Source organism: Flavobacterium sp. N502536 (genome assembly GCF_025947345.1).
GTDB lineage: Bacteria > Bacteroidota > Bacteroidia > Flavobacteriales > Flavobacteriaceae > Flavobacterium.
In genome coordinates this window covers 302921-328644 of the sequence record NZ_CP110011.1, presented here as the reverse complement: position 1 = coordinate 328644, position 25724 = coordinate 302921, and the positions used below count along the sequence as shown (strand labels likewise).

At 36.4% G+C, this 25724-nt stretch carries 22 protein-coding genes and 1 tRNA gene; 13 read left to right on the top strand and 10 right to left on the bottom strand.

Annotation, left to right across the window (positions count from 1 at the left end; genetic code table 11):
* Positions 1-81: 81 nt before the first annotated feature.
* Positions 82-609, bottom strand: coding sequence for a superoxide dismutase family protein (locus tag OLM61_RS01410; protein ID WP_264524756.1), 528 nt, complete (start codon positions 607-609; stop codon positions 82-84).
* A gap of 209 nt (positions 610-818) precedes the next feature.
* Here OLM61_RS01410 and OLM61_RS01405 point away from each other — a divergent pair, with 209 nt between their 5' ends.
* Both OLM61_RS01405 and OLM61_RS01400 read left to right on the top strand, forming a co-directional pair.
* On the top strand, positions 819-1256 hold the full coding sequence (locus OLM61_RS01405; RefSeq protein ID WP_264524755.1) for an META domain-containing protein: 438 nt from the start codon (positions 819-821) through the stop codon (positions 1254-1256).
* 36 nt (positions 1257-1292) lie between these two features.
* Positions 1293-1814, top strand: a complete 522-nt coding sequence (locus tag OLM61_RS01400) for a DUF4251 domain-containing protein (RefSeq protein WP_264524754.1) — start codon at positions 1293-1295, stop codon at positions 1812-1814.
* Between the two features lie 231 nt (positions 1815-2045).
* Here the strand turns inward: OLM61_RS01400 and OLM61_RS01395 are convergent, their stop codons facing one another.
* The 8 genes from OLM61_RS01395 to OLM61_RS01360 form a co-directional block, all read right to left on the bottom strand.
* On the bottom strand, positions 2046-3140 hold the full coding sequence (locus OLM61_RS01395; protein ID WP_264524753.1) for a glycoside hydrolase family 18 protein: 1095 nt from the start codon (positions 3138-3140) through the stop codon (positions 2046-2048).
* A gap of 230 nt (positions 3141-3370) precedes the next feature.
* A complete protein-coding gene (locus OLM61_RS01390) occupies positions 3371-5176 on the bottom strand; it encodes an acyl-CoA dehydrogenase family protein (protein ID WP_264524752.1) in 1806 nt (601 codons plus the stop codon).
* Between the two features lie 45 nt (positions 5177-5221).
* Positions 5222-5572, bottom strand: coding sequence for a four helix bundle protein (locus tag OLM61_RS01385; protein ID WP_264524751.1), 351 nt, complete (start codon positions 5570-5572; stop codon positions 5222-5224).
* A 135-nt stretch (positions 5573-5707) separates the two neighbouring features.
* Positions 5708-6889, bottom strand: coding sequence for a thiolase family protein (locus OLM61_RS01380; protein ID WP_264524750.1), 1182 nt, complete (start codon positions 6887-6889; stop codon positions 5708-5710).
* Between the two features lie 95 nt (positions 6890-6984).
* Positions 6985-9375, bottom strand: coding sequence for a 3-hydroxyacyl-CoA dehydrogenase/enoyl-CoA hydratase family protein (locus OLM61_RS01375; RefSeq protein ID WP_264524749.1), 2391 nt, complete (start codon positions 9373-9375; stop codon positions 6985-6987).
* Positions 9376-9426: 51 nt separating this feature from the next.
* Complete coding sequence (locus tag OLM61_RS01370; RefSeq protein WP_264524748.1) at positions 9427-9885, bottom strand: MarR family winged helix-turn-helix transcriptional regulator; 459 nt, start codon at positions 9883-9885, stop codon at positions 9427-9429.
* Positions 9886-10106: 221 nt separating this feature from the next.
* Positions 10107-11144: a helix-turn-helix transcriptional regulator gene (locus OLM61_RS01365; protein ID WP_264524747.1), complete on the bottom strand. Its 1038-nt coding sequence runs from the start codon at positions 11142-11144 to the stop codon at positions 10107-10109.
* A 246-nt stretch (positions 11145-11390) separates the two neighbouring features.
* On the bottom strand, positions 11391-12011 hold the full coding sequence (locus tag OLM61_RS01360) for a hypothetical protein (RefSeq protein WP_264524746.1): 621 nt from the start codon (positions 12009-12011) through the stop codon (positions 11391-11393).
* Positions 12012-12416: 405 nt separating this feature from the next.
* Here OLM61_RS01360 and OLM61_RS01355 point away from each other — a divergent pair.
* The 11 genes from OLM61_RS01355 (at position 12417) to OLM61_RS01305 (ending at position 24319) form a co-directional block, all read left to right on the top strand.
* A tRNA-OTHER gene (locus tag OLM61_RS01355) sits at positions 12417-12534 on the top strand.
* A 245-nt stretch (positions 12535-12779) separates the two neighbouring features.
* A complete protein-coding gene (locus tag OLM61_RS01350; RefSeq protein WP_264524745.1) occupies positions 12780-15020 on the top strand; it encodes a hypothetical protein in 2241 nt (746 codons plus the stop codon).
* 255 nt (positions 15021-15275) lie between these two features.
* Positions 15276-15812, top strand: coding sequence for a hypothetical protein (locus OLM61_RS01345; protein WP_264524744.1), 537 nt, complete (start codon positions 15276-15278; stop codon positions 15810-15812).
* Positions 15813-16011: 199 nt separating this feature from the next.
* Positions 16012-17028: a T4 RnlA family RNA ligase gene (locus OLM61_RS01340; protein ID WP_264524743.1), complete on the top strand. Its 1017-nt coding sequence runs from the start codon at positions 16012-16014 to the stop codon at positions 17026-17028.
* A 1-nt stretch (position 17029) separates the two neighbouring features.
* Positions 17030-17902, top strand: coding sequence for an AAA family ATPase (locus OLM61_RS01335; protein WP_264524742.1), 873 nt, complete (start codon positions 17030-17032; stop codon positions 17900-17902).
* 364 nt (positions 17903-18266) lie between these two features.
* Complete coding sequence (locus OLM61_RS01330) at positions 18267-19067, top strand: TatD family hydrolase (RefSeq protein WP_264524741.1); 801 nt, start codon at positions 18267-18269, stop codon at positions 19065-19067.
* A 124-nt stretch (positions 19068-19191) separates the two neighbouring features.
* Positions 19192-19938, top strand: coding sequence for a nucleotidyltransferase domain-containing protein (locus OLM61_RS01325; RefSeq protein WP_264524740.1), 747 nt, complete (start codon positions 19192-19194; stop codon positions 19936-19938).
* A gap of 179 nt (positions 19939-20117) precedes the next feature.
* Positions 20118-21176: a nucleotidyltransferase domain-containing protein gene (locus tag OLM61_RS01320; RefSeq protein WP_264524739.1), complete on the top strand. Its 1059-nt coding sequence runs from the start codon at positions 20118-20120 to the stop codon at positions 21174-21176.
* A 255-nt stretch (positions 21177-21431) separates the two neighbouring features.
* Positions 21432-22328: a multicopper oxidase domain-containing protein gene (locus OLM61_RS01315; RefSeq protein WP_264524738.1), complete on the top strand. Its 897-nt coding sequence runs from the start codon at positions 21432-21434 to the stop codon at positions 22326-22328.
* 58 nt (positions 22329-22386) lie between these two features.
* A complete protein-coding gene (locus tag OLM61_RS01310) occupies positions 22387-22815 on the top strand; it encodes a hypothetical protein (protein ID WP_264524737.1) in 429 nt (142 codons plus the stop codon).
* 40 nt (positions 22816-22855) lie between these two features.
* The gene (locus OLM61_RS01305; RefSeq protein WP_264524736.1) at positions 22856-24319 is read left to right on the top strand and encodes a tyrosinase family protein; all 1464 of its coding nucleotides are present in this window, start codon (positions 22856-22858) and stop codon (positions 24317-24319) included.
* Positions 24320-24391: 72 nt separating this feature from the next.
* On the opposite strand, the gene OLM61_RS01300 is transcribed toward OLM61_RS01305, so the two are convergent.
* Complete coding sequence (locus tag OLM61_RS01300; RefSeq protein WP_264524735.1) at positions 24392-25720, bottom strand: SWIM zinc finger family protein; 1329 nt, start codon at positions 25718-25720, stop codon at positions 24392-24394.
* Positions 25721-25724 lie beyond the last annotated feature (4 nt).

Genomic DNA, 25724 nt, shown 5'->3' with positions numbered 1-25724 from the left:
CTATATCTTTTTCTTGTTTTAGGATAAAATTTAAATGAAATAACCAGCAGATTTTGTGAAAATCTGCTGGTTACTCTTTTTTTATTTAATGATTCCGGCACAAGCTGCTCTTCCGCCTGCATTTCCGGTAGGTTGTGTGGTAAAATCATCAGTTCCCTGATGTACAATTAAACCTTTACCCAAAATATCTTTGGTTGCATCGCCACAACCAATGCACCATTCGTCAGTAGTTAAGGTTATCGATCCGTTACCTTTAGCATCAGCCGTAAAGTTTCCGATATCGCCTTTGTGGTATTCTGCAACACCCCATTTTCCATGTTTTTTAAAGGTAGGATTCCAGTGCCCACCTGCTGAACTTCCGTCGGCAGCAGTACAATCTGCTTTTTCGTGAATGTGGATGGCGTGAACTCCCGGCTGTAAACCGGTCATTTTTGCAACAAAAGTTACTTTACCGTTTTTTTCGGTGAAAGTAGCAGTTCCGGCCACTGTACTATTGCTTTTTGGCTCTAAAGTTACAGTTAGGTTTTTAGCATCACTTGATTTTGTACTGGTCTTACAGCCAACGATTAAGGCTGTAATTATAGCGAAGGAAACGATTATTTTTTTCATAAAGGAGGCTTTTATATTAAAGATTAAGTAAATTTAACATAAAATTCCGACATGGATTGGAGCTAACAGTTAAAAAAATCTAAAACTATTGATCGTAATTTAAAGGGACTTTAAGCGATGAACCCAAAAATATTGCGTAAATTCGTAGGGCTCCGAAGTAAAAAATGAAAATCAATACCTAATTATTTTCTAATTTAATCCTAAATATTATGATCAGGAAAATTTTAACTTTAGTTTTTTTGGGAGTTGTTTTAATCTCCTGCAATGCCTCTAAAACACCAACAGGAGATGCGGTTTCTAAACTTGAAGGAACCTGGGTACTTGACTATATTAGCGGTCCGAGAATTGCTTTTGACGGTTTGTATCCGAATAAAAAACCAACTATTAACTTTAATGTAAAAGAGAATCGCGTGTCTGGAAATAATGGCTGCAATTCTTTTAACGGAGCGTTTGCCGTGACAGGAAACAAAATTGATCTGACACAGCCTATGGCCACAACCAAAATGATGTGTAAAGATGCTCAGCAGGGCGAACAGGTTTTTATGAGCACTTTGCCTAAAATAACCTCCTACGATGTTACGGATGGAGGAAAAACATTGCACTTTATCTCTGGAGATATTGCCACAATGCGATTTACCAGAAAATAGCGGCTTCCTTTTTTAACCCTCTTTAATTTGTATTTTATGAAAACTAAATTATCTATTATATTGGTGTTATGCTGTTTGGTAACGATTTCTGTTTTTGGACAGGAAAAGACAAAAAAAGAAATAAAGGCAGAAAAAGAACTGCAGCAACAAAAAGAAGTTGAAGCGCTGGTTGCGTCTAAAAAGTTTGATTTTGAAGCACAAAAAATGACTCCGCAGGGAGGGAACTTTATTATCCTCGATTACAATACTTATTTTTTAAGATTTAATACGGAAAAGACCACTTGTGATTTGCCTTTTTTTGGTCGAGCATTTAATGTCGACTATGGAGGAGATGGAGGAATTAAATTTGAAGGGACTCCGGAAGATATTAAAATCGAGCAAAAAAGGAAAAGTTATATTGTTAAGGCTACCGTTAAAGGGAAAAATGATGTGTATCTTTTGATGTTTTCTATTTTTTATAATGGAAACACGACCCTTAGTATTACCAGTAACAATAAAGCATTTATTTCGTATGATGGACTGATAAGAGCTCCAAAAGTAGTCGAGAATAAGAAATAATCCGTTTAGTTTCAATTATTGTCTGCCAAACCCTTTTATAGGTGAATTGGTAAGACTAAAATTAAAATATAGTTTGAAACTTTTACGATAAACAAAACGGCAGCTATTTTGATTAGCTGCCGTTTTTTATTGTTTAAAACCTCTTTCTCTATGTTTCTATGTGGTTAGAACAATTGCCACAGATTAAAAGGATTAGAAAGATTAAAAAATCTGCCAGATCTGCGAGAAAAATTATTTAGCCGTTTTAACCTCATAAATAGTATTGACCATTCCGTTTCGCGTAGCGTCCAGAGGAAGTTCCCAGAACATAATTCCGCCCAGGTTTTTAGCTTTAACGTATTCTGCTTTTGCTTTTATAGACGTTAGATTATCTCCTGTAGCAAATGTTTTTTCTTTTTCATTGTACCAGAAAGGTGCTTTGGCTTTATCGTCCCAAAAATACTTCCAGCCATTAGCTTCGGTGTAAAAAGGAGCATAGTCTTTAAAAGAAACACCCTGAACATGTTCACCGGCCTGATACAAACCGTTATTGATGTTTTCTACATTCTTCCAGGTGCGGGTATAAAAAGCGCCTCCAATCACTAATTTTTCTGCCGGAATTCCCAGTTTCAATAAATACGCAACAGCCCTGTCTGTCGATTCTTCTTTTGGGTTAGTGCTGTATAAAGGTGTATGGTGCCCCGTAACTTTTGAGTATCCGTTTACCAGATCATAACTCATAATATTCACACGGTTTACTAAAGGCATTACTGTTTTCCAGTCGATTGATTCGTCGAGAAATTTTTGAAAACCTCCGGCAGCAAAGCTCAATTCGTATTTTTTACCTAAAGTAGAGCGCAAAATTTTGATTAATTCTGTGAAATTTGGTTTGTCGGCTGGTTGAAACAAATGCCCTGGCAGTCCCTCAATTGCCGGATATTCCCAATCTAAATCTAAGCCGTCTACTTTAAAATAATCGCTGACTTCTTTCACCGATTTTGCAAAAGTAAGTCTTCCCTCAGCTGTTGAAAATGCTGCAGAACAAGGCTCACAGCCTCCCCAGCCACCAAGCGAAAGAATAATTTTTAATTGGGGATTTGATGCTTTTAGTGAAACCAAATATTTGATAGTAGTAGAATCTTTTGCAGAATCAACGCTTAGTTTACCCTCTTTTAAATGACAGAAACTGAAGATAATTTGGTTTAGTTTGCTTACTTCGTATTCGTTAATTAGCTTGTCATCACCTGTGTAATAGGCTATGATGTCCATCTTTTTGCTTTTTTGCGCAAATACGCTTGTGGTAAAGTTGCACCATAAAATCAGGGCAATCAGGTTAATTTGTTTCATTTTATGTTTTTTAGAGTTTTTAGATTGCTAAATATAAAGCAATACAATCGATATTTAACTATTTTACAGTGGTCTCAATGTTAATTTTAACGAATATTTTGCAAATGGTTGCAAAAATATTGCGGGCACTATTTTGGTAAACCGTCTGATAAAAAACAAAAAAAATAAACCCGCACTGTTTCGGATTAGTGCGGGTTTAAACAAATTAAAAGCTAAAAACTATTTTTATATTAGAAGCAGTATTCGTTTTCTGCAACTAATTTAGATGTAATAACCTCTCTTAAGGCTACAACATTTGGATTGTTTGTGTATTTTGTGAAACGTTTAAGTCCCATTAACATCATACGTTGTTCGTCACCTTCAGCAAAAGAAATAATTCCTTCTTTTCCTCTTGAGTTAACAGTATCTACCGCTTTGTACAAGTATAATTTTGCCATAGCAATTTGCTCTTGTACTTTAGCCTCACCTTGATTTTTGGCTAATTTTTCAGTTCTTAGAATTGTACTTTCTGCCATGTAGATTTCGATTAAGATATCAGAAGCAGCCATTAATAACTGTTGGTGTGAATCTAAATCTGGTCCGTATTTTTGAACAGCACTTCCGGCAACCATCAAGAAAACTTTTTTCAGGTTAGCGATGATTCCTTTTTCTTCAGCAAATAATTCAGAGAAATCCGGAGTGTCAAAAGATGGGATTCCCATTAATTCTTCCTGAACTTTCATAGCAGGTCCTAATAAATCAACGTGACCTTTCATAGCCTTTTTGATTAACATTCCTACTGAAAGCATTCTGTTGATTTCGTTTGTTCCTTCGTAGATACGAGCGATACGGGCATCTCTCCAGGCACTTTCCATTGGAGTGTCCTCAGAGAATCCCATTCCTCCAAAAATTTGAATTCCTTCGTCAGCACAAGATTGTACGTCTTCAGAAACGGCTACTTTTAGGATCGAACATTCAATAGCATATTCTTCAACACCTTTCAATTCAGCTTCCTGGTGAGAAGTTCCTTCTGCTTCACGAGCAGCGATTCTGTCTTCGATATCTTTTGCAGCACGGTAAGAAGCACTTTCTCCTGCATAAGCATTAGTAGCCATTTCTGCTAATTTAGAACGGATAGCTCCAAAAGATGAAATTGCAGTGTTAAACTGAATTCTTTCGTTAGCATATTTTACAGCATTTGAAGTAACTCTTCTTTGTGCATCTAAACAGGCAGCAGCCAATTTAATACGACCAACATTCAAAGCATTCATTGCGATTTTAAAACCGTTTCCTCTTTCAGACAACATGTTTTCAACAGGAACTTTTGTTTCGTTGAAGAAAACCTGACGAGTAGAGGAAGCACGGATTCCTAATTTATGCTCTTCTTCGTTCATAGAAATTCCGTTAGACGGATCGTTTTCTACGATAAAACCTGTAATGTTTTTATCATCACCAATACGGGCAAAAACGATGAAAACGCTGCAGAAACCTGCATTCGAGATCCACATTTTTTGTCCGGTGATCGAGTACGATTTTCCGTCTTCAGATAAAACAGCTTTTGTTTTTCCTGAGTTAGCATCAGATCCTGCACCCGGCTCTGTCAAGCAATAAGCTCCAAACCATTCTCCGGAAGCCAATTTAGGAACGTATTTTTTCTTTTGTTCTTCAGTACCATAAAGGGTAATTGGCATAGTTCCAATTCCGGTATGTGCACCAAAAGCAGTTGAGAAAGATCCTGTAGCTCCCGAAATGTAGTCACAAACTAACATTGTAGATACAAATCCCATTCCTAATCCGCCGTATTCTTCAGGAACTGCAACTCCTAAAAGTCCTAGTTCACCTGCTTTACGCATAGAAGATTCTGTGTAGGCATAATCTTTTTTCTCAAAACGATCTTTATGTGCCCATAATTCTTTGTCAACGAACTCTTTTACAGAGTCACGCATCATTAACTGCTCTTCCGAAAAATCTTCTGGTGTAAAGATATCTTCGCATTTTGTTTCCTTAACTAAAAACTGACCACCACGGGTTACGTTTTTTTCGATTGTATCTGCCATTTTGTTTTTTTTAGATAAAAGATGCAAGATTTAAGAAGCAAGATTTTAATCTAACTTATTTATGAAGCCTGTTGTCATCTTTTGAAATTCAATTATTTTGTTTTCTATTTCTTCTGTTTTTGTTTTAGATAGATAATCATTTTGAAAAGCTATCAGTAATTGCGTTTGTAATTCAAATGATGAACCTAAACTAATATTCAAATAATGCTGAAAGTGTTTATTCCCTCTGTTAGAGCCTTCAGCAATATTAGAAGGCATTGAAACAGAACATCGATTCATTTGATTTGTCAAACTATAGGTTTCTGATTTTGGAAAGGTGGCAGTTAGTTTATAGATATCATTAGTAATTTCCATAGCTAAAATCCAAATTTTCAAATTCTTAAAATTATGTCTCATGTTTTTTTGAGGTAAGATAAGAAAGAAATGAATTTAAAAGTAAGTTTTTTACTACTTTTTAAAATTTTGTTATTTTAGAATGTTTCCATTCCAGAATAAAATCTTTGTTCTTTCTTCTTTCCTCTTAAAAACAATCTACAACACTTCGTAAATCCCCGCAGAACCTTGTCCGGTTCCTACGCACATCGAAACGATTCCGTATTTGTTTCCTCTGCGTTTCATTTCGTCGAACAACTGAACAGAAAGTTTAGCTCCTGTACAACCCAGTGGGTGTCCTAATGAAATTGCTCCACCATTTACGTTTACGATTTCCGGATTGATGTTTAATTCGCGGGTAACTGCCAAAGCCTGAGAAGCAAAAGCTTCGTTCAACTCGATTAGTTCAATATCGTTTAGTGTTAATCCTGCTTGTTTTAATGCTTTCGGAATTGCTTTTACAGGACCGATACCCATAATTCTTGGCTCAACACCAGAAGAAGCAAAGTTTACCAAACGTGCGATTGGCTCAAGGTTTAATTCTTTTACCATTTCTTCGCTCATGATTAAAACAAAAGCAGCACCATCACTCATTTGAGAAGAGTTTCCGGCAGTAACACTACCGTCAGCAGCAAAAACAGGTCTTAAACCGGCTAAGGCAGCAACAGATGTTCCGGCTCTTGGGCCTTCGTCTTGTTTTACTACGTATGATTTAGTTTCTTTTTTACCATTTTCATTGATAAAAGTCTGCTCAACAGTAATTGGAACAATTTGTTTGTCAAATTTCCCTTCTGCTTGTGCTTTTAAAGCTTTCATATGAGAGTTGTAAGCAAACTCATCCTGGTCTTCTCTGGAGATTTTGTATTGGTTGGCAACCGCTTCAGCAGTTAAACCCATTCCCCAATAGTAATCTTCATGACCTGCAGCAGCCACTTTATAATCCGGAGTTGGTTTGTAACCTCCCATCGGAATAAAACTCATACTTTCAGCTCCACCAGCAATGATACAATCTGCCATTCCGGATTGAATTTTAGCAGTTGCCATTCCGATAGTTTCTAATCCCGATGCACAATAACGGTTAACCGTAACACCAGGAACATCTTCTACTTTTAATCCCATCAAAGAGATTAAACGCCCAACGTTAAGTCCTTGTTCTGCTTCCGGCATGGCGTTTCCAACCATAACGTCATCGATACGTTTTTTGTCGAAATTAGGCAACTCATCCATCATAAACTGGATGGTTTCTGCTGCTAATTCGTCAGGTCTTTTAAATCTAAAAACCCCTTTTGGTGCTTTTCCTACCGCAGTACGGTAAGCTTTTACGATATATGCTGTTTTCATTTGTTTTGTTTTTTTAAGATTTATAGAATAAGAGGCAAGAGAAAAGACAAAACTTTGTTTTGAAATCTTGCTTCCTACATCTTTCTTCTACTTATCTAATTTCTAAGTGGTTTTCCTTTAGTCAACATGTATTGAATTCTTTCTAATGTTTTTCTCTCTGTACAAAGAGATAAGAAAGCTTCACGTTCGATATCTAATAAGTATTGTTCAGATACTAAAGTTGCTTCAGATAAATCACCACCAGCCATTACATAAGCCAGTTTGTTAGCGATTTTTTTATCGTGTTCCGAAATGTATTTTCCGGCTTCCATCTGATCTGTTCCAACTAAGAACATTCCTAATGCTTGTTTTCCTAAAACTTTAACATCAGTTCTTCTGATTGGCTGTGTATAACCCGCTTCTGCCATCAACAAAGCATGTTTTTTAGCTTCTGCAATCTGACGGTCTTTGTTGACTACAATAATATCTTTTCCATGTTGTAAAAGTCCGGTGTCAAAAGCTTCATAACCAGAAGTCGAAACTTTTGCCATAGCAATGGTTAAGAAATACTCCTGAAGAACGTTCAATTCCACATCATTTTTGCGGAATAAATCAGAAGCTCTCAAAGCCATTTCTTTAGATCCACCACCACCTGGAAGTACACCTACACCAAATTCAACTAATCCCATATAGGTTTCAGCAGCAGCAACTACTTTATCAGCGTGTAAGCTCATTTCGCATCCACCACCAAAAGTCATTCCGTGAGGGGCTACGATAACTGGAATTGAAGAGTAACGAACGCGCATCATGGTGTCCTGGAACAATTTGATCGCCATGTTTAACTCGTCGTATTCCTGCTCAACCGCCATCATGAAAATCATTCCGATATTAGCTCCAACAGAGAAATTCGCTGCCTGGTTACCAATAACTAAACCTTGATATTCTTTTTCAGATAAGTCGATTGCTTTATTGATGGCTTGTAGTACATCGCCGCCAATAGTATTCATTTTAGATTGGAATTCTAAGTTCAAAATTCCATCTCCTAAATCCTCGATGATTGCACCACTATTACTCCAAACTTTTTTGCTTTCGCGAATGTTGTTTAGGATAATAAAGGCATCTTGTCCAGGAACTTTAAGTTGTGATTTTGTTGGAATATTATAGAAATAAGTTGCTCCTTCTTTAACAGAATAGAAACTTTCGCTTCCGGAAGCTAACATTTCAGTAACCCATGCAGCTGGTGCTAAACCTTCTGCTTTCATGATTTCAATTCCATTGGCAACACCGATGGCATCCCAAATTTCGAATGGACCATTTTCCCATCCAAAACCAGCTTTCATAGCGTCGTCAATTTTGTATAATTCGTCTGAGATTTCAGGAATTCTGTTTGACACATAAGCAAACATCCCGGCGAAACTCTTACGGTAGAATTCTCCTGCTTTGTCTTTTCCTTTTACTAAAACTTTAAAACGGTTGATTGGTTTATCGATCGTTTTTGTAAGTTCAAGTGTAGCAAAATTTGCTTTTTTAGCAGCACGGTATTCTAATGTATCTAAGTCTAAAGAAAGAATATCTTTATCTACTTTTTTGTAAAAACCTTGTCCTGTTTTGCTTCCCAACCAGTTATTTTCCATCATTTTGTTGATGAAATCAGGAAGTTTGAATAATTCGTGTTGTTCGTCGTTCGGGCAGTTTTCATAAATACCGTTGGCAACGTGCACCAAAGTATCTAAACCAACAACGTCAACAGTACGGAAAGTAGCCGATTTTGGACGGCCAATTACCGGACCAGTCAATTTATCAACTTCTTCAATTGTTAATCCCATCTCTTTCACTAAGTGGAATAAACTCTGGATTCCGTAAATACCAATTCTGTTTCCAATAAAAGCCGGAGTATCTTTGGCAACAACCGAAGTTTTACCTAAGAATTTAGATCCGTATTCGTTTAAGAAATCCAATACTTCTGTTGAAGTTTTTGGACCAGGAATAATTTCAAATAATTTTAAGTAACGCGCAGGGTTAAAAAAGTGGGTTCCGCAGAAGTGTTGTTGGAAATCTTCGCTTCTTCCTTCACTCATAAAGTGAATTGGAATACCGGAAGTATTTGATGTAACCAAAGTTCCCGGTTTACGGAATTTTTCGATTTGTTCGAATACCAGTTTTTTAATATCCAAACGCTCCACAACAACTTCAATAATCCAATCAACATTGGCAATTTTTGCCATATCATCCGTCGTATTTCCTGTAGTAATTCGGTTTGCGAATTTCTGACTGTAAATAGGAGATGGTTTTGATTTTAATGAATTCGCCAAGTGCTCGTTTACTATTCGGTTGCGAACAGCTTTACTTTCAAGCGTTAATCCTTTTTTGGCTTCAGCTTCTGTCAACTCGCGTGGTACGATGTCAAGCAGTAAAACTTCAACACCAATATTGGCAAAATGGCAAGCTATTCCTGAACCCATAATTCCGGATCCAATTACAGCGACTTTTTTAATTGTGCGTTTCATAGTTAATATTTTGTTTTTTATTTGATTTGAATGGGCCTTTATTAATTAAGGTTATTCATTTTCTAATTTTTCTGTTTGATTGAATATGTTTTTATCCTGAATTAATTCGTTTATGATTTCAGATACTTCGATAAAATGTTTTAGTTTCTCGTCAGAAACATGTTTTCTTACCGTTTCATTAAATTTTAAAACTGTATTTTTAGATAAATCTCTTTTTTCTTTTCCAAATTCAGTCAGGTAAATCAAAACACCACGACCGTCTGTTGGGTTTTTTTTGCGAACAATCAAACCTTTGTCTTCCATTGATTTTAATGTTCGGGTTAGGCTTGTGGCTTCCATGCCCATTCTTGGTCCCAAAGCTGTTGATGGGGTTCCTTCTTCCTTATCTATACTTAAAAGGGCAAATCCGGTGGCCATTGTGGCATCGTATTTGGCAGCCTCTTCGTTGTACATTCTTGATACAGCTTGCCATGTAGCACGCAAAATATAATCTATTGTTTTCTCTTTCATATGTAACTATATCGATTTCAAATATAATCAAAAAATACTATGCATGCATATAATTTTTGAATATTTTTTTGGTTAGTTAAAAAAATCCTTTGATTTATAGGGGTTTATGGTTTAATTTTAATTGAAATATACTATTCTTTTTTGATGTTTTAACAAAATTTATGCTGTAAAAATTGTTTTGTCGTTTTAAATTAAGATAAAATTCTGCATTTTATAAAAAATTATGGCTTTAATTCAATAGGAATTTCCGGTTCGTATCGCGAAATTGCCTTTTGAAGTATTGTTTTCATCCTGTTTCGGAGGTTTTCGGGTTTAATGACTTCGATACCATTGCCAAAACCCAAAAGAATGCGTTCCATTTCATAATTTGGAGTGATAAACAAATGAACGATGATGCTTTTGTCTTCATTTTCTTTAATCAGTCGCTGCGTTTGATGCAGGGGTTTGGTTAAAACATAAGGCGCATTGATTGCATCAATCCAGAGTTCGATCTTTCGGGGTTGAGAACCGGTGTTTACCGTAACGCCAATTACATTTTTGTAAAAAAGTTCCGCATCAAAATCTTCTTCTAAATAAGGGAGGTTAAAATCATAATCAATGGCTATAATTCTGTCGAGAGCCAAATTGGTAATGGGCTGCGAACCTTTTTTCTTTCCTACGAGAAACCATCGGTTGTTGAATTCCTTTAAAATAAAGGGATGGAAGTTAAACTTGTTTTCCTCCCGGGATTTAAATGATTTATAGGTAATGACCAAAGCCACCTTTTTGATAATGGCCTGATAAATTTCATCTAAATAGTGAAGCCCTTTCAGCTTTTCATTTTTGTCCAGATAGATAACAGGTTTTGTATGTGATTTTTCAGCGTAGATTTTATCCTCCAAACGCTGTAGAATATCCGATACATCATTAAAGAGAGAGAAATCCTTAAACTGCTTTAACATCGATACGGTTTCAGTCAGAACATTCATATCAGTCTCTGTTAACGGAATATCGGTTATGGTGAATTCGTCGTCTTCATATTTATAGTACTTTTTATCGTAAACTACAATTGGGGCATTATAGCCCAGTTTTTCACTCCGCATGAGCTGAATATCCATTTGTATGGTTCGCTTGCTGATTGGATTTGCACGACCCTCGTATTCAAACAAAGCATCAGAGCAGCATTCGATGAGGTCGTCTAAAGTCCATTGTCGGTATTTGTTCTGGAGACATTTGTCGATGGTTTTATACCGAATTAAGGCATTTTTGTTTTGTGACATAGTTTATGTTTTTTTGCTCGTAAAGGCTCAAGGTGCAAAGTTTTTTTAGTCACAGATTAAAGGATTAAAATGATTTTACGCATTGCTATGTCAGTTCGACGAAAGAGAAATCCCTATAAGTAACTCCACAATGAAAGTCCAATCTTTACCGAGCTTCTTGCGAAGATTTCTCCTTCGTCGAAATGACAAACAATGTATAATTTGTGCTTTAAAACAAAAACTTTGCGATTCTGCGTCTTTGCGTGATTATTTTTTTTCTAAAATGCTGATCTCTCTTTCAATATTGCTTCTGGCTTTTTCTTCGTATAAATTCCGGAATTCATTAGTTTGAAAAATAAATTCGTTTTCCAGAAAATGTTTCAGTGCTTTTGCGCGTCCGGGTTTGTAGAGGAAATCAGGATAAATACGGTATTCTTTTCTGATTTGTTCGTAATAGATTTGATAGGCTTCCCAATCCCGGGTCAGAATTTTTAAATCAAAATCAATTAACCAGTTAATATCTTCAATTGTATTGTGGGTATGGAGTTGTGTGGCGCAGATCGCATCAAAAATCAATTGTTTGTCCAAGCTGCTGTTTTCAGGTAAAATCGATAGGGCATACTCGGCACTTTTGAGTTCATTGTCTTTTTTACTGCTCTTATAAATATAATCATGGTAAAAAATAGAAAATAATATTTCATTGGGGTTCTGAACCTGCACTGCATAGTGCTTGAAACTGACAATCATATCTTTTAGATGCGTCAGGTTGTGATAATGCCTTGATTTACCGGAATATGCTTTTTCTAAATTGACCCAGTTTTGCTGAATTTCATTTAATGGAAAGCCAATGTTCAAGAGTAATTCAGAATAGATTTTTTCTAAATTCATATGGTATTTTTTATTTAAATCTTATGAGAAGCTCTGTAAGAGCTGAATATTTATAACCAAATTATAACACCGAATCAAAAGCTCCAGCGGAGCGACACCTTATATTTTCTTTTCATTAATAGAATATGTCGCCCCGATGGGGCTCTTCAAATGCATCTGAAAAATCTATAGTTATGCAGTCCCTCTGGAACTTAAATACTTTTTTAAAATCAATATTTACTCAAATATAAAATTCTTTTTTTTACTGCGCAAAATAATTGCGTAGTACTATCGAAATCTTTGCTCAGGAAATAAGAACAGACGTTCATTGAAATAAAAATTGAGTTAATACGGTCAAGTTGAAGTTACTTCGAAAAACTTTCCACGTACACACTTACACCATTACCGGTTAACACAATTTATCAGGAGGCAGTAGCTCAGCGGTTAGAGCAGGTAGTTTTGAAATTATCGTTAAAAGGTCAATCAAAACTTACTTCGTACACTTTTAATGTCCGGGTCGTGGGTTCGAATCCCATCTGCTTCACTATTTATGGTCAATTCAAACTTACGTCAGAACATTGGTATTTCCGGTTCGAGTCCGGCAAGTTTTAAAATTATCATGAATAATCAAAGAGGGTCAAGATTAACTTACTTCGGGGGAAACCCACCAAACTGTCACTTTGAATCAGTTAATCCATTACACTCTAATTTCAGGTCAAGTGTTTCTTACTTCAAATCTTTTAGGTAGAATCAGAAACACAATTATCTAAATTTTAAAAATTAAAAAAAATGAAAACAACAACATTATTAAAAATCAGTCTGCGTCAAAACGCAATTTACATTCCATCAGAAATGATAACGAATGATATCAAAAAATTATCAGCAACAACATCGGTTTTGGCGGCCAATGTTTCCAAACTTGGTTTTACATTTTCAGAACCGTTATTACACGCTTTAAATAATGTAAGCCCAAACTATAAAGTTGATTTTTTAGAAGTTCTGAAAGAAGTTTTAGGAACGGATAAAAACTGGACTCCTTTGGTGAAAGAATGGGACATTCCAACAGGTGAATCTGTTTTTGATCATGTGGCTACTTTTTTCGCAAATGTTTTTAAAACTAAAAACGGAACAACTTTGCAATGCGGGCATATTATTCCGGAGCATACTTTTCCGTTGGAAAGATACAATGGGTGTCCGTTCTGCGGAATTCCGTTTGAATTTGGTAAAATCGAAAAATACGGACAAGGAAGCAAATTGAAAGTTCTGGAATTGTGGACAGAAAAAGACTTAAATGATTTCTATTTATCGTTATTGCAATCAAAAACAGCTTTAGATGCTACGCAGGCAGATAGTTTAAAAGCGGCGATGAAATATTTGCCTTTGCCTAAAACCGATGTGGCTATGAAGGAAACTTTAATGCTTGTTATAGATCTTTTGATCGAAAATGGCAAAGAAGAGGAGGCGTCAACATTTTTAAAAACACCAACTGATATTTTAAGATATTTATGGTTTAAGAATACAGGATTGTTGCAAATTATTGAGCCAAAAACAATTATTAAAAGAACGGCTAAAAACGCACAGCATTTGCATATAGGTTTAGACACAAGTGCGCAGGCCAAAATCGCTTCTCAGAAAGATTTGAAACTTAAATATTCCCGAAAAGAATGTTTAATGGTGGCAAATTGGTTGAATACTATGGATATGGAAGTAGAAGCCATGTGCGAAATCATGCATCCAAAAAGAGGAATGTGGGTTCGTGTGATCAGAGCGTTGCGTTTGGCAGAATACAGCAAAAGAAAAGGTTTTGAAAAATTAGCTTTTTTGATGGACGTATTTTACAACCAGTTGTATGATGTTTGGCAAAGTAAAGTAAACACGTCACGATTGAAAATGGATGCAGACAAAACATTTGCATTATTGAAACAACGTCCGGGTTTGTTTGCCCGTTCCTTATTTTCGAATATGCTTTGGTTTGGTGCCGATGAAACGGTGGTACATTTTACGGAGATTATTGATAAGGTTCCGGCTCGACTAGTGTTTACGTTAAATATGTATGCTGAGAACTATTTTGATAAAAACATCCAAAGAAGTGTGAAACCTTTAGGAGGAACTAACAAACGAATTGCGCCAAATGCTTTGTTGAATTTGTATAATGAAGAGCAATTAGAGGCGATGAAAAGTCAAATCGAAGAATTGTGCTTTTTAGTAATGAAGAAACGATTTGCTGCAATTACAAATCCAAACAAGACTATTTACATAGATCCGCAATTGTTTAACATGCCTGTTTCTATTGGAGATCGTAGTGATACGCTTCAGGATTTACCGGTGGCTTTAATGGGAACACGTTTCCCGGTTGAAGGAAACGAAGTGCGATTGTTTATGCAGTGGGGTGCAGGTTTACCAGCACAGCATTTAGATATGGATTTGAGCTGTCATATTGCATACGAAGAGAAATCGGATATTTGTTCGTTCAGCCGATTGACGACTACAGGTTGTCAGCATAGTGGTGATATCAGAAGTATTCCAAATAAAATTGGAACTGCGGAGTACATCAACATCAATATCGACCAATTGGCCAAAGCCAATGCAAAATTTGTGACTTTTACCTGCAATGCGTACTGTAACGGAAGTATCACGCCAAATTTGGTTGTAGGCTGGATGAACAGTAAGCACCCGATGAGAATTTCGGAGAAAACCGGTGTAGCTTACGATCCGTCGTGTGTAGACCATCAGGTTCGTGTAACACAGAATATCGCCAAAGGTTTGGTTTTTGGAGTTCTTGATGTAGCCAAAAGAGAAATCGTTTGGTTAGAGATGACTTTTGGAGGTCAGGTCGTACAAGGTTTGGATTTTAAAGGAGTTCAGGCATTATTGGCAAAATTGAACAGTAAATTGAATATTGGTAGTTTGTTACAGCTTAAAGCGGAAGCTCAGAGATTGACAATTACCGAAGATAAATTTGCCGATGAGGTATACGATGCAAAATGGGCAATAAATGCTGCGGCAGTGACACAATTATTAATTGATTAAATTTAAGCCACGAATTCATAAATGGATTCGTGGCTTTTTGATGTTTTTAATTGGTTTGGTTAAGATATAGACCTGATAGGTTTTAAAAACCTGTCAGGTCTGATACGAAGGTTGCAGATAAAAAGGATAGTTCCGTAGGAACGTTTTTATTTTGTAGTAACGGATTTTAATCCGTTGAAAAATATACGATAACAAAATAAAGTTCCATAGGAACGGCAAATATTTATAGATTAGAAATTCTCATTTTTAAAAATCATGACAATAAAAGAAATAAAATATAAAGTGGAAAAAAACTTCAAAAGAATAAAACTTAGAGAGGATGTTTATGGATTTCAAATACAGCCCAATGCTAAATTTTTAAAAGGAATAAGCAGAAAAGAAATTGATGCCTTGCAAGTATTATTTGGATTTGATTTCCCTTGGGATTACAGAGAAATGCTTTTAACTTTTTCGAATATAGATACTGATTTGATTTCAATTAATCCGGAAGACAAATCAGATATTGAATATGCCAGTGAAAACTTTTTCCATCAATATCCTGAAGATTATGAAAAATCAAGACGACTTATTGACGAAATTAATGAAAATAAATTTGAAGCAGAATTGGCTCTAACTGAAGCTGGTTTTGATGTTTCAAAAATAGTGGGTTACATTCCCATGCACAACCATCGTGCCCTTGTGGTTTTTGAAGATAAGTATCTTTCGCCGGTTATTTCAGTTATGCAATCCGATATTATTATGTTCGGAAATAATTTAAGAGAATATCTCGAAAATGAACTTTTAAGAATTTAGGTAAAGAAAATAGTTCCGTAGGAACGTTTTTATTTTGTAGCAACGGATTTTAATCCGTTGAAAAATATGTGATTACAAAGTAAAGTTCCGTAGGAACGAAAAATATTTATAGATTAGAAATGCCCATTTTTAAATCTATTTTTAGTACGCAAAATAACTGCGTACTAGTTTTTGAATCTTTGTTGAAAGATAAGAACTAATGAATACAACGCTTTTAAAAGAGATGCTTTCAAAAAATTATGTAAAGGTGAACAAACATCCGGAGCATGATTTATACATTTACAATTACACTCAAAATGCACAATTCGAGAAAGTTTGGAATGAGGTGACATTAGCCTGCAGAGGATTGATCTTAGATGAAAATGATATCGTGGTGGCAAGGCCTTTTCCTAAATTTTTCAATTTAGGCGAAATGGAAAATCAGGTACTCCCGGCTTGTACTTTTGAAGTCTATGATAAAATGGACGGTTCGTTGGGAATTTTATATTGGATAGATGAGGTTCCTTTTATAGCGAGCAGAGGATCTTTTTCGAGCAATCAGTCGGATAAAGCGAATGAAATGCTGCATGGAAAATACAGAAACTCCTGGGCGCTTTTGGATAAAGCGAAAACCTATTTGTTTGAAATTATTTATCCTGAAAACCGAATCGTTTTAGATTATGGTACAGCGGAAGAATTGGTTTTACTGGCGATTATTGACACGGCATCCGGTGAGGAATTTCCGTTGGAAGATCTTGGTTTCCCTATTGTTGAAAAATTCGATGGAATCAAAGACATTCTGCTTTTAAAAGAAATGGACGTTGATAATAAAGAAGGTTTTATCATTAAGTATGCAAACCATTTTAGGGTGAAAATTAAATTTGAAGAATACCTTCGTTTACACCGAATCATTACTGAGGTTTCTAACCTGAATATTTGGGAATATCTGAAAACAAATCAGCCGATGGAAGAAATTCTGGAGCGTGTGCCCGATGAATTTTTCGATTGGGTAAAACAAACCAAAAGCGATTTAGAGAAGCAGTATCTGGCAATTGAAAACCAATGCAAAGCAGATTTTAAAGTATTAGAATCACGAAAAGAAACCGCCTTGTATTTCCAGACTTGTCAATATCAGGGCGTATTGTTTGCCATGCTGAACCACAAAGACTATTCGGTGATTATCTGGAAAATGATCCGGCCAACATTTGAAAAACCGTTTAATAGAGAAGAAAAATAAAATGAGAAAAGTAATTTTAATGAAAGGGTTGCCGGGAAGTGGAAAATCGACTTTGGCAAAAAAGATAATTGCAGAAAATCCGGAGATGTATAAAAGAATCAATAGAGACGATTTGCGTGCGATGTTTGATAACGGGATTACGGCTCAAAGCAACGAGAAATTCGTTAAAAAGGTTAGAGATTTACTAATCGTAAAATCTTTAGAGGAAGGAAAAAGTGTCGTGATAGACGATACAAATTTGTCTGAAAACAACCTAAGACGCGTTTCGCAATTGGTTCAGGAGTACAATACAAAATCTGGCGAAAAGGTTGAAGTTGAAGTTAGAGAAGTAAACACAGATCTTGCGACTTGTATAGAACGCGATGCTTTAAGAGAAAAACCGGTTGGAGAAAAGGTAATAAGAAAGATGCACAGACAATTTTTTAAAGATACGCCGGAATACCGCGTTCAAAACCCGGACTTACCTAAAGCCATAATTTGCGATCTTGACGGAACACTGGCCTTAATGAACGGACGAAACCCGTTTGATGCAAGTAAATGCGATGCTGACGAAATCAATACTCCGGTGGCGAATGTTTTGAGAAATTACAAAAAGTTGGGGTATCAGATCCTATTGGTTTCAGGAAGAGAAGACCAATACGAAGCACCGACCTTGCGTTTCCTTGAAAACAACGAAATCGAATACGATGCGTTAATCATGCGTAAAACAAAAGACAGCCGAAAAGATTCGATCATAAAAACCGAAATCTACAATGAGTTTATTAAAGACAATTATTTTGTAGAATTTGTTTTAGACGATAGAAATCAGGTTGTGGATACCTGGAGAAATGACCTGAAATTACCTTGTTTTCAAGTGTACTACGGAGATTTTTAAGGAAGGTGCTGAGGTTCTAAGAGACAAAGCGCCTAAGTTTTTAGAGTAATAATTTCTCATTTTATGTCATTTCGACCGAAGGGAGAAATCGCATGCGGTGAGCACACACTGTACGGAATGCTGGGTGTGATTTGCTTCGCCAGTTCGCTATCGCTCGAGTCTCCCTTAGGTCAAAATGAAAAACTCTGTGTAAAAACTTTGCGCCTCTGCGTCTTTGCGAGATTAAAAAGCAGACATAAGACTAAAAAAATGTGTCTTACCGCCTTAGGGGCAAAAAAACTAAACAAAATATAACAGAAAGACTCAAAATGGGAAACCTCTGAAGCTTTGCCTTTTTGAGCCTTTAAAACTTTTAAAAAAAAAAATGAATACATATATAGATATCGGAATTAATTTAACGAATAAACAATTCCATAACGACATAGACGATGTCGTACAAGATGCACTCGACGCCGATGTATCGCAAATGATACTAACCGGCACAAGCTTACGAAACAGCGAAGCTTCATTAGAAATTGCAAAACAATATCCGGGAGTGTTATATTCCACTGCTGGAATTCACCCGCATGATGCGAAGAGTTTTGATGCACAGAGTATTTCAAAACTGCGAAATTTATTAAAACAGAAACAAGTCGTTTCGGTTGGTGAGTGCGGACTCGATTTTGATCGCGACTTTTCGCCCAGAAATGTACAGGAAACGTGTTATAGAGCTCAACTAGAATTGGCGATCGAAGTGCAGAAACCTTTGTTTTTGCACGAAAGAGCTGCTTTTATAAAGTTTATGGACATTACAAAAGAGTATTTGCCGCGATTGCCCAAAGCAGTCGTGCATTGTTTTACAGGAACTTTACCGGAAGCCAAAACCTATCTCGATAACGGATTCTATCTAGGCTTTACCGGAGCGATATCCGACACCAAACGTTTCGCTCATTTAAAAGAAGTACTTCAGTACGTACCGCTTGACCGAATGATGATCGAAACCGATGCGCCGTTTATGCTTCCTAAAAATGTCCCGAACAGTGTTTTGAAGAAATACCACGAACGCCGTTGCGAACCTGCTTTCCTGCCTTTTGTTGCGGGAACAATTGCACAGTTTAAAGGAATTACTTTAGATAAAGTAGCGGAGGAAACGACTCGAAATTCTAAGAGCTTTTTTTGTATTTAGGTACAGAGAGGCAAAGGTTCAGAGGAACAAAGGTTAAAGCTTAAAAAACTTGATGCTTTTGTAGAAAAAAACAGGTGTTTTTACGGGGTCTAAAAGCTATTGTTTAATTTATATTTGAAAACTCATGAATGAAAAAATACTCAAAAAACTAAAAGAAATAGAAATACAAAAAGATGTAAAAATACTGCTGGCTGTAGAATCCGGAAGCCGTGCCTGGGGATTTACCTCGCCGGACAGTGATTACGATATTCGTTTTATATACAAACACAAACCCGAGTATTATTTATCGCTTTGGGAACAACCAGACGTAATCGAGTTCATGACCGAAGACAATCTTGACGGTTCTGGTTGGGATTTACGAAAATCCATAAAATTATTAGCAAAATCTAACGCACCTTTGATCGAGTGGTTGTTTTCGCCCGTAGTGTATTTTCAGGATGATGCTTTTGCAAAACAAATGCGTGAGATAGCTGTAGAGTGTTTTTCGCCCATAGCGGTTTTGCATCATTATTTAGGAACGACCAAGAATTTCATGGAAGTCTGCGAAATGGAAGAAGTAAAACTAAAAAGTTATTTCTACGCCTTACGCACCGCTTTATCCGGAAAATGGATTATAGAAAACAATACGTTTCCGCCTGTTGCTTTTAACGATTTATTGCCAATGGCACCGCAAAACATACAAGACAAAATAATAGAATTGCAGCAAATAAAAGCCAACCGGGACGAAAAATACCTGCATCCAAAAGAAGCTTTGATAACTGATTTTTTATTGGAAACGGTGAAGTTTAATCAGGAAAATGCGAGTAAGTTGGGAAGTGGGAAGAAGCTGAATGAGGAGTTGGATTTGTTTTTTAGAGAAATGATTAAATAAGCTTTTTTGTATTTAGGTACAAAGAGACAAGGATTGAGAGGAACAAAGCTTAAAAACTTTGCACCTCTGTGCCTTTGCGAGATTAAAAGCAGAATCCTGTTATCCTAGAACAGGCAAGAGCACAGGCAAAACGACTTAGTGAAAACAGTAGATCAAAAGAAAAAAGAAAAGAATTTAAAATGACCATCCTAGACCTAAAATCCCAAAAACTGATCCTTTTTGAAGTAATTTCCGGAAGTAGATCTTTTGGATTAAATACACCAACATCTGATACCGATATCAAAGGTGTTTATTATCTGCCTAAAGATAAGTTCTTTGGGTTAACCTATATTCCGCAAATCAGTAATGAAACTAACGATGAGGTTTACTACGAAATCGGGCGTTTTGTAGAATTGCTCATAAAAAATAACCCGAACATTCTGGAGATTCTCGCTTCGCCGGAAGATTATATTTTGTACAAACATCCGTTAATGGAGCAGTTAAAATTAGAAGATTTTCTATCGAAACTTTGCAAAGATTCTTTTGCCGGTTATGCAGTTACGCAAATAAAAAAAGCAAGAGGTCTAAACAAGAAAATCGTAAACCCAATGGCAAAGGAAAAAAAGAGCCTTTTGGATTTCTGTTGTGTTTTAAAAGGTTACGAAACTGTTTCTGTTAATAGTTTTCTAGCCGAAAATAATTTGAATCAAGAACAATGTGGTTTGGTGAATCTTTCTAATTCCAAAGGAATGTTTGCGATGTTTTATGATGAAGATAAAAGTTTGGGTTACAAAGGCATTATTCAGAAAGAAAGCTCTAATGAAGTTTCAGTTTCGTCGATTCCTAAAAATGAAAAGTTAGTGGGGTATTTGTCCTGCAATCAGGAAGGCTATTCTAAATATTGTAAAGAATATACAGAATACTGGGCCTGGATCGAAAAACGTAACGAAGATCGATACAACACTAATCAGCAACACGGTAAAAATTACGACAGCAAAAACATGATGCATACCATCCGACTTTTGCAAACTGCTGAGCAAATTCTGTCCACTGGGAAATTAAATATCAAAGTTTCCAATCGTGACGAATTGTTAGACATAAAAGCCGGAAATAAAGAATATGATGATTTGCTCGAAATGGCCGATCAATTAATTGCCTCAATAGAAAGCCACTATGTAACTTCAAATCTTCCTGAAAAACCAGATGAAGAAAAAGCCATCCAAATCTTAATAACAATCCGGGAAACCTTATACCAATAAAGACCAAAATCATCCAAAATCAGGATGATTTTTTTTTATCATACCCTTAACGATTTCAAGGACGTATTGTAAATTTTTAGCTTCAAAGGCTGAAGGTTTCAGTGCGTTCGTAGATTGTTGATTAAGAATAATTTTGGCTATATTTAACTGGGATTTTTACTACAAAATCAGGTGTTTATACGCTGTTTTTTAATGTTAAATAACTCTAAATTTGATTGGTCAAACGGTTGATAACCAAATTAATTGAGTCTTTAAATGAGGAATTGGAATAAAATAGGAGCATTTTGTTTTTTACTGAGCAGTACCTTTTTGTTTTCTCAAAACGAAAGATTAATCATTGGCCGAACAACCGGAAAACTAGCCATAGGGAACAATCAGGAGATTCGGACTTTTGGCTTTACAAATTCGCTTTCGGGACAGGTTACTTTGCCCGGCTTGTCTATTGAAGCTGTGGAAGGAGAAAATGTGAATATTGATTTTTGGAACATTTCACAAGGCAATCCGGTCTCTTTATTCTGCAAAGAAATTGATTTTATACAGCGGGATAAAGAGGATAAGGTGATGAAGAAAGAAGAAGCAATTCATCATATGGAACATGGCTTTTATTCTTTTCAGGCTCAGAAAGCAGGAACGTATCTTTATTACAGTCCCGAAAATTACCCTTTTAATCTTCAGGCGGGTATGTTTGGAGTCATCATTATACGCGCAAAAGACCAAGATTCTTCGGCACTTCAGCCTTTACAAGAACTACTTTGGTGCAGCAGTGAACTGGACGCAAAGTGGCATACTGATGCCATTATGGGAACGGAGTATGATTCCAGCAATAAACCCATCGTTCTTCCGAAATACAAACCTGAGTACTTCCTTATTAATGGCAAAATGGCAACAGCTAATAAAGGATTACAATCGCTGGGTGATAAAAATGAGCCGCTACTTCTTCGTCTCGTAAATTCGGGTTTATACCTTCATGAAATCGTGTTTCCGTCTCCGGTAAAACTTCAGCTGCGCTACGGAAACGAGGCTTCCGTTACGGCATTACCCGACGGATGTAAAATACAGCTTCGTTCTGGTGAAAGCATAGAAGTGCTTGTTTTTTTAGAAAACGTGGACGAAAAGGAACACATTATATATCATTTTACAGACCCGTTTTAAAAAAGAAAGTCTATGAAGCGGCTATACCGGTTTTTTATTAAAATTTAAACAAACAATCATGAAAAAACTCTTCTTTTATTGCATACTGCTTTTTTCTTTTTCTGTCTCATTTGCGCAAAGCAAACCTACATTTTCTGTAGTGGGTACAGCTGTTAACAAAGAAAGTGTACTCAAAAATAAGCGACTGGATATCTCAAAAATTAAAGTCGAAAACATTTCTAATAAACCGATATTCCTGGTTTGGGAAACCGTGTCTAATACATTTCCTAAGGAATGGGATTGTTCAATGTGCCAGCATGGAGCCTGTCAGATTGGAATTCCAAAAGGATCGGCTTTTAACAAACTCAACCCAGATCAGCAGGGATTTATTGCCATTCATGTAATTCCCGCCAACAAAATAGGTAACGGAACGGTAAAATTTAAAATCTACGACAAAGCAAATCCTAATTATGCTAAGATTTTAACTTTTGAAGTCGAGGTACTTTAAATTCAACCAATAATTTATTACTCACCCAAAAACAAACAAAATGAAAAAAATTACTAGTTTATTATTCATTATTCTGATCGCAGGATTGTCCTATGGTCAGGGTAAATCTAATGTGAAGTTTATTCGCTGGAACGTTAATACGCCTCAGGGACAAGCAAATCTCGAGGCTATGAACGTAGCGTTTAAAAAAATGCGAGAAATAGGCTGTGAAAAAGGCTATTCCTGGTATTATCAGGGAGCGATACACAGTATTCCGAATGAAATTAACGGACCAAATGCACTTTGTGCGGCTTATCAAACCGATAAAGATAAATTATGGGCATGGGCAGATTGTACGCATAACGGAACACAAAATGCCAATTTAAATTTTCTTTTGTGGCACAGAATGTACATTTGGTTTTTAGAGAAAATGGTACGTGAATTTTCAGGAAAGGATGATTTTGCCCTTCCATATTGGAATTATGGCAGCCCGGAAGAGAGCCAAAATGTTATGGCGGCAAAATTAAGAGATCAGTCGGGGTCTTTGTATACTGCGGCCAGATATAGTATTTTGAACAACGGAAAAGCGATTCTTCCCGATCAGGTGAAGCAAATTCAATTGGCACTTAACGAACTAAAAACAAATCCTTCTTTTGCAGGATCGGCCGGATTCAGTAAAAACCTTGAAGGAGCACCTCATGGTTATATGCACAATCTGATAGGAGGCGGTTATGCAGAGCCAAGTGAAACGTATTTTAATGAAATATATCAGAAACAATATTCCGGTTTAATGGCAAATGTTCCTTCAGCTGGATTTGACCCTGTGTTTTGGCTGCATCACAGTATGGTAGACCGTATTTGGGAATCGTGGGATGCTTCTGTTTACGGACAACGTCCTACCTTAGAGCAGTTAAAAGCAAATCCTTGGCAGTATCAGTTTATCGCGCCAAATGGAGACCATCTTACGTATACAATGGAAGAAGTGTACAATATTGTTTTTAATCTGGATTACAAATATGATAATTTGCTTTACGGATCTAAAACTCCGGTTTTGGCTGGCAAGGAAATAAAAGGAAAAAAACTGATTGCATTTCAGGATTCAAATGAAAAAGTGATCTGGGAACAAAAAGTAGGGAAACCGCTTGAGGGTGCTTTTACTCATAAAGTGAGCAGCACATTCGCCAAAAACACCAATAGAGTTTTTAAAAGCGCTAATTCTAAAATCATACTAAACCTGGATATAGTGGTTTATAAAGAGCCAAAAGATTACTATACCGTTTATCTGCGTTATCCGGGAAAAGAAGATCAGTATGTAGGTACGATGACTTTCTTTGGAGTAGCTCATGATCACGGAACAGGGGCAAATCACGAAATAGGGGAAGATGGTGTAAAACTTAAATTTGCCTATTACATTTCCGATGATTTAGTGAATTCAGATGCGAATTTCGATATTATTATCAAAAAGACCGGAGGCGGTGATGCAAAAGTAACACTGGAAAAAATTGGTGTATCCAATGCAAATTAAGCAAGAAGCTAAAAAATAAAAAATTGCCCCGTCACGACGGGGCAATTTTTGTTATAGGTATGTAAGTTGTTACTAAGAAACGGTCATTTTAACAGCTAGTATATGTTTGCAAATCCCTCTTTTTCCCTGATAAGCTGTAAACCAATCGCAGGTGCATTTTTGGGAGTGACGGTCCATAATCACTTTGTGTAAAACCCCTGAGCCTTTTACTCTGGCTTCAATATAATCGGCTCTTCGTTCTATGATTTCGATATCTTCATTGTCGATCAGTTTTTTGGCATTTTTAAGCCTCGGATTTAAAGACAGTATACGCTCGGTTTTAAAAGGGAGACGCCTGTAGAAATGTGCTTTCTCGCTTAAATCATATCCCAATAAACCCATTGAGGACAGATTCGAAGTGAGATTATCCATTGTGCCAAAGTCAATATCGTTTTCTATCGAAAGCATCGTTGGATCAAAAGTTTCATTCGATTTTAGTAAACTGTTTAAACCGTAAACCCATTCAATGGGTAAATTTTCGGTCATGGTTTCGAGTACATTTCCTTCACCCGAAAAACCGCGATACGAATCGGGAGAAAAAGCCATTAGAAGCTGCATTTTGCCAAATTCCGAAACGATGGCGCAGGTTTGTTTGTCTGACGATTCGTAAATGTAAATTTTATCGACAATGGCCAGAATTCCTTCTAATAATCGCAATCGCTGCACTCCTCCAATTCTAACGCTATCGGCTGTTGCCAAAGTCGAGAACATAAATTTTCCTGCTCGCTTTGTAATAAAAAAATCACCTTTTAGATTTCCTTTGGGTAAACTTTGAAACAGTTGAATCGTCTGGATTTTATTCAGTTCAAATTTCACATCCATATCTGCCAGATAGAGCTGAACACTCGTTAAACCTTTGATCCAGCGCATGGGTAAGGTTACTTTTTTCTCTGTAACCTTTGTTTTGCTGGTAATGACCTGAACGTCTTGTTGCCCCACTGCAAGCGTTACTTTTTCATTCTTTTGAATGGCATTCAACGCATTGAGCATCGGATCATTAAAATCAACGTTAGTCGTTCCGTTGGCAATAAATTCTCCGTCAATCGCTTCGGGTTTCATGTCCAATCGCACATAAACGCCATTACAGGACGAGAAACCTTCAAAACGCAGTCTTTCTGATCCTGCCGATACAATAGGATCCCGAAGACTTGGCGGAATCGGACCGAAACTGGAACGAACCACTTTGGCAATCGTGCTCCAGCATTTTGCCGTAACATAAGGATCAGTCAAACTTCCCCAGAAAAAACAAGGAATGTTGTTGACTTCCTCAATTTCGGTTTGATGTGCCAGAACCAGATTATTGATTCCTTTGGTTTTGCTGTAGGTTGAAATTCCTTTATAATTATATTCTAAATCTGTCATTTTG